At 44.4% G+C, this 10288-nt stretch carries 9 protein-coding genes; 7 read left to right on the plus strand and 2 right to left on the minus strand.

Going from position 1 to position 10288, the window contains the following annotated elements:
* Nucleotide 1: 1 nt before the first annotated feature.
* Entirely contained in the window at nt 2–808 is an 807-nt protein-coding gene (locus KT990_RS07995) for an ABC transporter ATP-binding protein (RefSeq protein WP_100329557.1), read from the plus strand.
* Between the two features lie 325 nt (nt 809–1133).
* A complete protein-coding gene (locus KT990_RS08000) occupies nt 1134–1754 on the plus strand; it encodes a TetR family transcriptional regulator C-terminal domain-containing protein (protein ID WP_005173402.1) in 621 nt (206 codons plus the stop codon).
* 66 nt (nt 1755–1820) lie between these two features.
* Here the strand turns inward: KT990_RS08000 and KT990_RS08005 are convergent, their stop codons facing one another.
* The gene (locus KT990_RS08005; RefSeq protein ID WP_100357021.1) at nt 1821–2384 is read right to left on the minus strand and encodes a 5'-nucleosidase; all 564 of its coding nucleotides are present in this window, start codon (nt 2382–2384) and stop codon (nt 1821–1823) included.
* A gap of 243 nt (nt 2385–2627) precedes the next feature.
* Between KT990_RS08005 and ribF the strand changes: the two genes are divergently transcribed.
* From ribF to KT990_RS08030, 5 genes are all read left to right on the plus strand, one after another.
* Entirely contained in the window at nt 2628–3629 is a 1002-nt protein-coding gene (gene ribF, locus KT990_RS08010; RefSeq protein ID WP_100329558.1) for a bifunctional riboflavin kinase/FAD synthetase, read from the plus strand.
* 64 nt (nt 3630–3693) lie between these two features.
* On the plus strand, nt 3694–6540 hold the full coding sequence (ileS, locus tag KT990_RS08015; RefSeq protein WP_100534571.1) for an isoleucine--tRNA ligase: 2847 nt from the start codon (nt 3694–3696) through the stop codon (nt 6538–6540).
* A complete protein-coding gene (gene lspA, locus KT990_RS08020; protein WP_074383807.1) occupies nt 6533–7072 on the plus strand; it encodes a signal peptidase II in 540 nt (179 codons plus the stop codon). Before ileS ends, lspA begins: the two co-directional genes overlap by 8 nt.
* Nucleotides 7065–7547: an FKBP-type peptidyl-prolyl cis-trans isomerase gene (locus KT990_RS08025; RefSeq protein WP_100354970.1), complete on the plus strand. Its 483-nt coding sequence runs from the start codon at nt 7065–7067 to the stop codon at nt 7545–7547. The genes lspA and KT990_RS08025 overlap by 8 nt, the downstream gene beginning before the upstream one ends.
* Nucleotides 7548–7682: 135 nt before the next feature.
* Nucleotides 7683–8225, plus strand: a complete 543-nt coding sequence (locus KT990_RS08030) for an NADPH-dependent FMN reductase (RefSeq protein ID WP_100354971.1) — start codon at nt 7683–7685, stop codon at nt 8223–8225.
* Nucleotides 8226–8889: 664 nt separating this feature from the next.
* Here KT990_RS08030 and KT990_RS08035 read toward each other — a convergent pair.
* Complete coding sequence (locus KT990_RS08035; RefSeq protein WP_180076182.1) at nt 8890–10062, minus strand: PQQ-dependent sugar dehydrogenase; 1173 nt, start codon at nt 10060–10062, stop codon at nt 8890–8892.
* Between the last annotated feature and the right edge of the window lie 226 nt (nt 10063–10288).

A 10288-nucleotide genomic window follows, 5' to 3' on the forward strand; every position in this document is an offset into this window, starting at 1 on the left:
AATGACTGATCTGAGTTTAGGGCGTCATGTCAATGACCCGATTGCACCACCCGAGCAACCTGCGAAAGATATCAATCCGAATGCAGCCCTTGGTGCCGAAATCATTATTGAACAATTGCACAAATTTTATGGTTCAGTCAAAGTTCTGGAAGATCTGGATCTGCATATTCAACCGGGCGAATTTCTAGCGATTGTCGGTCGTAGTGGTTGTGGTAAAAGTACCCTTTTGCGCCTGATTGCTGATCTGGAAAAACAGAGTTATGGCGAAATCAAGTTTAAATCCGCACGGCATATCCGTGAAGGAATTACTGCAGATGATATTCGGGTGATGTTTCAAGACCCGCGCCTGCTGCCATGGCGTAGCATCGAACAGAATGTACAATTAGGCCTCGGCAAAGAGCAACATGCCAAAGCTTCACACATGCTGGAAAAAGTGGGCTTAAAAGAAAAAGCCGGGCTGTGGCCATCACAGTTGTCTGGCGGTCAACGTCAACGGACTGCCCTAGCACGTGCATTATCGCATCAGCCCCGTATTCTGCTGCTGGATGAACCACTCGGCGCCCTGGATGCCCTGACACGTCTGGAGATGCAAAACCTGATCGAACGCTTATGGACCGAGCAAGGCTTTACCGCGATTCTGGTGACTCATGATGTCAGTGAGGCAGTGCAACTGGCAGACCGGATTATCCTGCTGGATAAGGGTCATATTGCCAAAGAGTTTCGGGTTGGCTTGCCACGTCCACGGCAAAAAAGTCTGAAATTTGCAGAACTGGAACAGCAAGTCTTACAGGCAGTTTTGGCCACCTAAATATCTGATGAAGCCCAGAATAGGGGAGTTTTGGGTTTCATCTTCAAGCCAAGTCCTGAGCTGAATTTAAAACTGCAGGCTAATCTGGGTCATAAAAGCATTCATTTTCTGACTCTATTTCAAAATAAAAATATTTCAATAATTTAAGTATTTTCATAAACTTGCATTTTTTGCTCTGGCTTGATGCATTTAAGCCATTTTAAATATTGATCTAGAGAATAAATCATCATTATTCAAAAAATTAGCCATGGACTGTGTGCACAAATCTGATGATTTGCCGTACAATTGAGGATTCCCATTTTTTCATTGTTTTTTATATTTGCTAATGGAACAAAAAAAGAGTACTCAAAAACGCAACCAGCTGCTGAATGCTGCACTAGATGTATTTTCCCTGTACGGTTTTAATGGGGCAAGTCTAGATGAAATTGCACAGATTGCAGAAATGCATAAGTCGAATATTTTCTATTATTATGAAAATAAAGAAGCCCTCTATGTAGAGGTATTGACCACCGTTCTACAAAAATGGCTGGCACCTTTACAAACCCTTGAGGCCGAACTTGAGCCTGAAGAAGCGATTACCAACTATTTAATGCAAAAAATTGAAGTATCGCGTACCCAGCCTAAAGCATCTCGTTTGTTTGCTTTAGAGGTGATCCAAGGCGCACCGCATATACTGGAAATTTTAAAAGGCCCGCTAAAGAAACTGGTGAAGCGTAAAGCCAAAGTCATTTCTAACTGGCAGGAACAGGGCAAGATTTCAGCAGATATCGATCCTGAATTGCTGATTCTGAATATTTGGGCCCTTACCCAGAACTATGCAGATTTTTCGACCCAGATGGAAATGGTGACAGGGAAAACCTTGCGTAACCGCAGTATGCAGCAACGCATTATCCAGCATACGGTCAATATGATGTTATACGGCGTGATTCCACGTACGGATAAATAAGCAAGCGCTTCTGATTGGCATACGACCATAGCTGCTATGGTCGCCGAGCAAACTTACCCTTCTCTCTTATTTTACCATTCGATATAAATCTAATAACTTTTTCGCACCCAGTAACAGGTTTTCCTCCCAGTCCAGATGCGCAGTCTCATTGGCCCCATCCGTAATATACTTGACTGAAATCAGGCGAACACCGAGCTTCTTACACACTTTTGCCAGGGCATAACCTTCCATATCGACCAGATGACATGGCACTTTCGCACTACCGGTTTCAAAACTGTCGCCTGTCCCGCAAATTCCTTTGGGTAAATGTTCAAAGAAAGCCTCCAGTTCAATCGCGGCAGGATAATCCTGATCCATGGGTGTTACACCGACTTCAAAACCAAGTGGTGAAACATCCATATCACGCTGTACAAACTGACTGACTTCAATCAGTTCATGGGCATTAAAATGCGAGCTGCCAGCTGTACCCAAATTCAGCAAGGTTGTGCAGCCCGTTTTTTGAATCACCTCGAAGGCTTTAAAGGCTGCATTCACTTTACCAATTCCGCTGTAATGTACATTTATGCCTTGAGCTTCAAACAAGCCTTTTGATTCATTGGGTAGCGCCATGATGAGTGCCAGATTGGACATTTGAAATACCTGATACAAAGAAAAATACAAAGAAAAGCGCTGACATTAGAAAGCAAAATTCGCTGAATGAAAAGCAGGAATGCGCTGATCGGATCCATTTGAAGCGTCGAAAAACAATCTGATTTGGTATTCAGGAAAATGAATTTTCAAGAAAAATATTGCATAAAAACACAACAACAAGACGAAACGGCGAGATTATGGCAATATATAGCCTCTCGATATTTCAAAGCACTTGATTTGCCCATGCAGCTGCTCCGTCTAAATGCTTTAGCATCTCATTCTGAACTACCCAAAACGGCCTTGACGATCGGCAATTTTGACGGCGTGCATTTAGGTCATCAGGCGATGATCCGTCAGCTGCAACAGGTGGCTGAAGCACAGGGTTTAAAATCTGTTGTAATGATTTTTGAGCCGCAACCGCTTGAATACTTTAAGGGTTATGAAGCCCCACCGCGGATTTCTTCCTTACGTGAAAAAGTCGAATACCTGACTGAACTCGGTGTGGACTATATTGCGGTGGCGAAATTCGATCATACTTTTCGCAGCCTGACTGCAGAAGCCTTTGCCGATATTTTAAAAGAAAAACTCAATGCACAGCATCTGGTTTTAGGTGATGACTTTCACTTCGGTAAAAACCGTCAGGGCAATAGCGAATTCCTGCGCAATTATGGTTTCCAAGTCACCAATTTAAGCACCATTGCTTTAGAGGGTGAACGGGTCAGTTCAACCCGGATTCGTCAAACTTTACAAGCAGGCGATTTAGCCCTTGCTGCCAGATTACTCGGCCGACCCTATAGCATTACCGGACGGGTGCAATACGGCGATCAGATTGGCCGAACCATTGATTTCCCAACCATTAATGTACGACTAAACCGGCATAAGCCCTGTCTGAATGGCATTTATGGGGTTGAAGTCATCTGTGAAACTGAATCCCTCAGGGATAAAGTAAAACATGATCATGCTACTAAAACAGGCATTGCGGGTTATGACCCCACTGCCCTGTTTGGTGCGGGTCATGTGGGAACACGCCCAGCCATCAAACAAGCCCATCCAGAATGGCGATTAGAAGTACATTTTCCAGATGTTTCTGCTAATCTGTATGGCCTGTTAATGCGGGTGACGTTCTTAAACTATTTACATGGCGAAAAGGACTATCCTTCGCTTGAAGCGCTAAAAGCCGGAATTGATGATGATGTCGAGAAACTGCTGGAGTTTCGTCGAAATCATCCTACATTTCCCTTTTAATATCCCATATTTTTATTGTAAAACGTGTCAGTAACATAACTGATTAGATTGGAAGACGACTTGCATGAGCGATAAGCAAACTCCTGAAAATGCAGTGGACTATAAAGCCACGCTAAACCTCCCAGGTACTGAATTTGCAATGAAAGCAAATTTGGCAGTACGTGAAGCGAAATGGTTAGAAGAGTGGTATGCCGACAACATTTATCAGCAGATTCGTGCGTCGCGTATTGGCAAGAAAAAATATGTACTTCATGACGGCCCTCCCTATGCAAATGGTCAAATCCATTTGGGTCATGCGGTCAATAAAGTATTAAAAGACATCATCATCAAAAGCCGCGTGATGGATGGTTTTGATGCACCCTATGTACCGGGCTGGGACTGTCACGGTCTGCCCATCGAACTCAAAGTTGAAGAAAAAGTCGGTAAAGTCGGCGTCAAGGTAGATGCCTCTACCTTCCGTAAAGCCTGCCGTGAATATGCCTACACCCAAGTTGAACTGCAAAAGAAAGACTTCGTGCGTATGGGTGTATTCGGTGATTGGAACAACCCTTACCTGACCATGAACTTCAAACAGGAAGCGGACATCGTACGTTCATTGGGTGCGATTGCCAAAGCCGGTCATATCGAGCCGGGTCTGAAACCGGTGAACTGGTGTCTGGACTGTGGTTCGTCGCTCGCTGAAGCTGAAGTTGAATATGAAGATAAAAAATCAGATGCCATTGATGTCGGTTTTACGGTGGTTGATTTAGCGGATTTATCTGCACGTTTGGGTGTAACTGTTAGTGATTCAACAGACATCGTCATCTGGACCACCACGCCTTGGACACTACCTGCCAACCAGGCCGTTGCCGTACATGCCGAAATTGAGTATCAACTGGTTAAAGCACGTGGTGACGAAAAAGCAGCACAAAACTTTATCCTGGCCAAAGATCTGGTGGAATCTGCAACTGAGCGTTATGGTTTTACTTCATTCGAAGTAATTGCAGGCTTTAGCGGTAGCAAACTTGAACACCTTGTTCTGCAACATCCTTTAATTAGCGATCGTCAGGTACCGGTCATTTTGGGCGAGCACGTGATTGCCACCAGTGGTACCGGTGCAGTACATACGGCTCCGGGTCATGGTGTGGACGACTATAAAGTGGGCTTATTGTACAACTTGAAGGTTGACAATCCAGTCGGCGGAAATGGGGTATATTTACCGACTTCGCCACTGTTTGCGGGTGAGCACATTTATAAAGCCAATCCACAAATTATTGCGGCGCTGGGTGAAGCCAATAAGCTGTGGGCACATAAGCCAATCAAGCATAGCTACCCACATTGCTGGCGTCATAAAACCCCGATTATCTTCCGTGCCACACCACAATGGTTTATCAGCATGGATGCCAAAGGCCTGCGTCAGGGCGCGTTGAATGCGATTGAAAATGACATCCAATTCGTTCCAGATTGGGGTAAAAACCGAATTCAGGCCATGATCGAAGGTCGTCCGGACTGGTGTATTTCACGTCAACGTACTTGGGGCGTGCCAATTCCGTTCTTCGTACATAAAGACACCAATGAATTGCACCCACGTACACCTGAATTGATCGAAATCGTAGCAAAACTGATTGAACAAGAAGGCATTGATGGTTGGTACAATCGTGATGCATCTGAATTCATCGGTGCGGACGCGGAGCAATACAATGCTGTACGCGATACGCTAGACGTTTGGTTCGACTCGGGTACCACCCACTATGCGGTATTGCGTGAACGTGAAGACTTAACTGATCCTGCTGATTTGTATCTTGAAGGTTCAGACCAGCACCGTGGCTGGTTCCAGTCATCGTTATTGACCTCGATTGCCATCAATGAACGCGCACCGTATAAAGGCTTGCTGACTCACGGTTTCGTGGTCGATGAAAAAGGCCGCAAGATGTCGAAATCAATCGGTAATGTAATCACACCGCAAGACATCATTAAAGATATGGGTGCAGACGGCTTACGTTTCTGGATCGCCTCTGCGGATTACCGTTATGAAATGACCGCGGGTAAAGAAATCTTCAGCCGTGCATCCGATGGTTATCGTCGTATCCGGAACACCTTGCGTTTCTTGTTAGCCAACTTGAATGGCTTCAAACCTTCAACAGATGCATTACCAGTCGATCAGTTGATTGCACTGGATCAATACATCCTGCAACGTGCAGCGGAAGTTCAGAAAACCGTTCAGCAAGCTTATGAAGATATGAACTTCCATATCGTGACCAGCGCATTAACTAACTTCTGCATCAACGACCTCGGTGGTTTCTACCTCGACATCATCAAAGACCGTCAATACACCACCAAAGCGGACTCAAAAGCGCGTCATTCTGCACAAACTGCATTGTATCATCTGGTACAGGCCTTTGTGCGCTGGATGGCACCGATCCTGAGCTTTACTGCACAAGAAGCATGGCCACTGATTCCTGAGCAATCAGAGAAATATGTATTCACCACTGAATGGTATGACATTCCGGTCGCGTCTACAGCCAACGTGATTTCAGAAGCAGAATGGCAAACCCTGATTGCGGTGAAGTCGGCCGTGAACAAGTTTATTGAAACTGCACGTGGTGCCAAAACAGTCGGCTCGAACCTGTCGGCGAAAGTTGAACTGTGGGCAACAGCAGAACTGAAAACCGTACTTGACCGTCTCGATGATGAATTACGCTTCGTTCTGATTACCTCGCAAGTGATCGTGAACGAGTTTGAGGCTACACAAGGTGAAGCCTCAGATCTTGAAGGGCTTAACGTGAAAGTCTCTGCGGCAGATGGCGAGAAATGTGTACGCTGCTGGCATGTGCTTCCGGATGTAAATACACATAGCTCACATCCAGGACTCTGTGGCCGTTGTATTATTAACCTTCCTACAGGCCAAGGCGAAGAGAGAAAATATGCCTAATACCCAGACTAAAAAGGGCTTATTCCAGTTCTATCCACATAATTTATGGTGGATTGGGCTGGCCATTGTGGCGATCATTCTGGATCAATGGACCAAATGGATTGCAGTGACGAATCTGAACTATGCAGATCCTATCCCTGTGCTGCCCTTTTTAAATTGGACACTATTGCATAACTATGGCGCTGCCTTTAGTTTTCTGTCCGATGCGGGTGGTTGGCAACGTTATTTCTTTACTTCACTGGCAGGGATTGTGTCTGTGATCTTTGTTTTTTGGCTGATGCGTATGCCAAAAAACATGAAGGTTTTACCGCTAGCAATTGCCCTGATTTTGGGTGGTGCAATCGGTAATTTAATCGACCGGGTCAGTCTCGGCTATGTGGTCGATTTTATTCATGTGTATTACCAGAACAGCCACTTCCCTGCTTTCAATATCGCAGACAGTGCCATCACGCTTGGCACTATTCTGATGCTAATTGATACCTTTTTCTTAGAAAAACATCGAATTCAACGGGCGCAAGCACAACATGACTGATTTTATTCATCCTAATGAAGAAACCCGGGTTGCAGACGGCTCTAAAGTCGAGCTGCATTTTTCTGTCGCGATCGAAAATGGCGTAGAAATTGACAATACCCGTAGCCGTGAAGCCCCGGTCAGCCTCACGATTGGCGATGGTAATTTATTGCCAGGCTTTGAAAAAGCACTGTTTGGTTTACGTGCCGGTGACCGTCGTACTGTAAGTCTGCCTCCGGAAGATGCTTTTGGTCCGTGGAATCCGGAAAACATCCAGAAGTTCGATACGGTGAAGTTTGGAGAACGTCCGATCGAGGGTCACATGATCGAGTTTGAAGACAAAGCCAAGGCGACCTTGTATGGTGTGGTACGTTCAGTCAATGATGACATCACCGAAGTGGACTTTAACCATCCACTGGCAGGCAAGAACATCACCTTTGAAGTGGAAATCTTTAAAGTAACCCCTGCCGGTCAGCAAGGCCTAAAGTTGATGTAAAACATCTGCTAATCGCATGATTTTTAAAAGCTCCTTCGGGAGCTTTTTTATACTCAGGATACAAATCATCTCTAGTCACCTCTCTGAAATCTGATTAATTTAATTGGATGATAAGAAACCCAGAAAGGAATAGGTATGAAAATTTATATTGTGGTCGGCAGTGTACGTGAGGGGCGTACCGCGCTTAAAGTGGCGCACTGGGTACTACAGGAAATTAAAAGCTATGGTTTTAGTACGCTTGAAATTGAAATTGTCGATTTAAAAGAATGGGCTCTTCCACTCTTTAGCGGTGCTCATCCGCCACTGACCGGGATCTATGATCAGCCCAAACAGCAAGACTGGGCAGACAAAATTGCGCGCGGCGATGCCTTTATTTTTATCACACCTGAATATAATCATGGCTACAGCCCTGCGCTAAAAAATGCGCTGGATTACCTTGCCAAGGAATGGCAAGGCAAACCGGCAGCCTATATTGGTTATGGTGTCACCAACGGTTCACGTTCAATAGACCAGATTCGTCAGGTCGGGACTCAACTTGGACTGATCGATACCAATGCCGTGATTGAAATCCGTGACATCTTCGCAAGAAATAAGGATTATTCGTTCCAGGGCAATGAATTTGATACTAAAAATCTAAAAGTAGTGGTGGATAAATTAATTCAGTATGTCAGTGCTTGAGACTTTAGCCGACAGCATCGTAGGTTTTCGCCTACAGCGACCGCTGCATTTAGCGGCTATGTACTACGCTTAGTTAGGACTATAGTCACTACATAGACAGACAGGACGTCTGCAAAGCGATACGACAACAATAACAAGCGCAAATCAACAGGACGTTGACAGATTAGACAGGAGTCAGATCTGAGAAGCAAATCCAGAAAAGCCTCAACAGGATGTTGAGGCTTTTTTGTTTTAAAGCTTAGATCCTGCTCAAACTAAAATATTCAGGTTGGGTTTAATGATTGATTTAATAAAAACGATGGACTGCTGCTTTGGTTAAATAGTCATTCTTTCACTGCTATTTTTGAAATTCACCTGTCAGCTTTGACCTACAATCGATGCAGTTAAATGCCCTATTGGGCTACACTACTTCGGGCTATATTCGAGTCATACCAAGACAGGCAGTCTTATCAGAAAAATAAAAATATTCACCAAGCAGGATGCTGATCGGTATAACAGACATTATACCTTTGCCAGAATATGAAAAGGCCTTCACAGGATGTCGAGGCCTTGTTCTTTCATATCAGGATCATCTTAAAAAAAATTTATTCAGATCGTCAGCAGATCATGAGCATTCTGCCTCGCTCGATATTTCATGTTCAAATGCAGCTTTTCAAACAAAGGATTAAGGTGCGGTCATTTTTAATAACTTGGCTTGTGGGCCATCCTGAATTATCCAAAGCGTACCATCACTGGCCTGAATCGCGCCACGAATCCGCTCCTTCATATCCACACGCTGGACTTCTTTGACCGGATTCTGTGTCGTATCCACAATCACAAGCGCCTTGGAAGACAAACCAGTCGTGATCGCTTTATTTTTCCATTGTGGAAATACATTTCCTGTATAAAACAACAGATCTGAAGGAGAAATGACCGGCGTCCAATCCAGTGCTGGCGCTTCAAATTCCGGGCGGGTAGCATGGTCGGGAATTGGCTTGCCATCATAATGATCACCATTTGACACCACTGGATAGCCATAATTTTTAGCTTTGATGATCTTATTCAGCTCATCCCCACCTTTGGGACCCATTTCAATCACCCAGAACTGCCCCTGTGGATCAAAAGCCATGCCTAAAGGATTGCGGTGTCCAAGACTCCAGATCTGCTGGGCAATTTTACCCTGATTCATAAAAGGATTATCAGCAGGAATTGAACCGTCATCATTTAAACGAATAATTTTACCGGCATTGGACTGCATATCCTGTGCTGGAGTAAATTGCTGCCGTTCCCCTGAACCGATCCAGAGCTTACCATCCGGTCCAAATACAATCCGGTGTGCATAATGTCCCTGCCCTGAAAATTTAGGGACTTGAGTCCAGATCCGTTCAATTTGAGTCAATTGAGGGGCAGTCTGGTTTAAATCCAGTTTGCTACGGATCACCACTGCGCCATAGCCACCCTGACCTTGTTCAGCATAGCTGAGATAGACCCACTGGTTGTTTGCAAAATCCGGATGTAAAGCGACTTCACCCAAGCCTCCTTGGCCACCATAGGCAACTTGAGGAATACCTTTAACTTCGACTTTCTGCTTGGTACGTGGATCAAAAAGTTGTAATTTTCCTTTACGTTCGGTAATCAGTAAACGGCCATCTTTGAGTGATACAATTGCCCACGGCTCATTAAATTGTGCCACCTGTGCGATCTTATATTTTTGTAAATTTGAGGCTATAGCTTCAGATTTAGAAGATGAGGCGGAAGCCTCTTGAATACTGCCAGAAGGTGAGTTATCGGCATGACAAGCAGTCAATGCCAAAGCACAAAAACTGAGTAAAATTTTTATTTTAAATTGCGCTACCATCATTTTCTCCACGCTTCTTTCTTCTCTAAATTAATATTACAATATAGAAGTCTTCACAGAAATTCAGCATAGAAAAGTAAACAGATATATTTGAGCAACAGCAGAGACTCGTTTTATAGTATTTAAATGACTTTGATTTTACTTTTGGATCTAGAATTTAAATACCTGCCCCAATTTCATCTACTTATAATATTATCCCGCGCACAAAAAAACACCCCCTGCATAA

It is taken from the genome of Acinetobacter sp. F9, from assembly GCF_019195275.1.
Classification (GTDB): domain Bacteria; phylum Pseudomonadota; class Gammaproteobacteria; order Pseudomonadales; family Moraxellaceae; genus Acinetobacter; species Acinetobacter pseudolwoffii.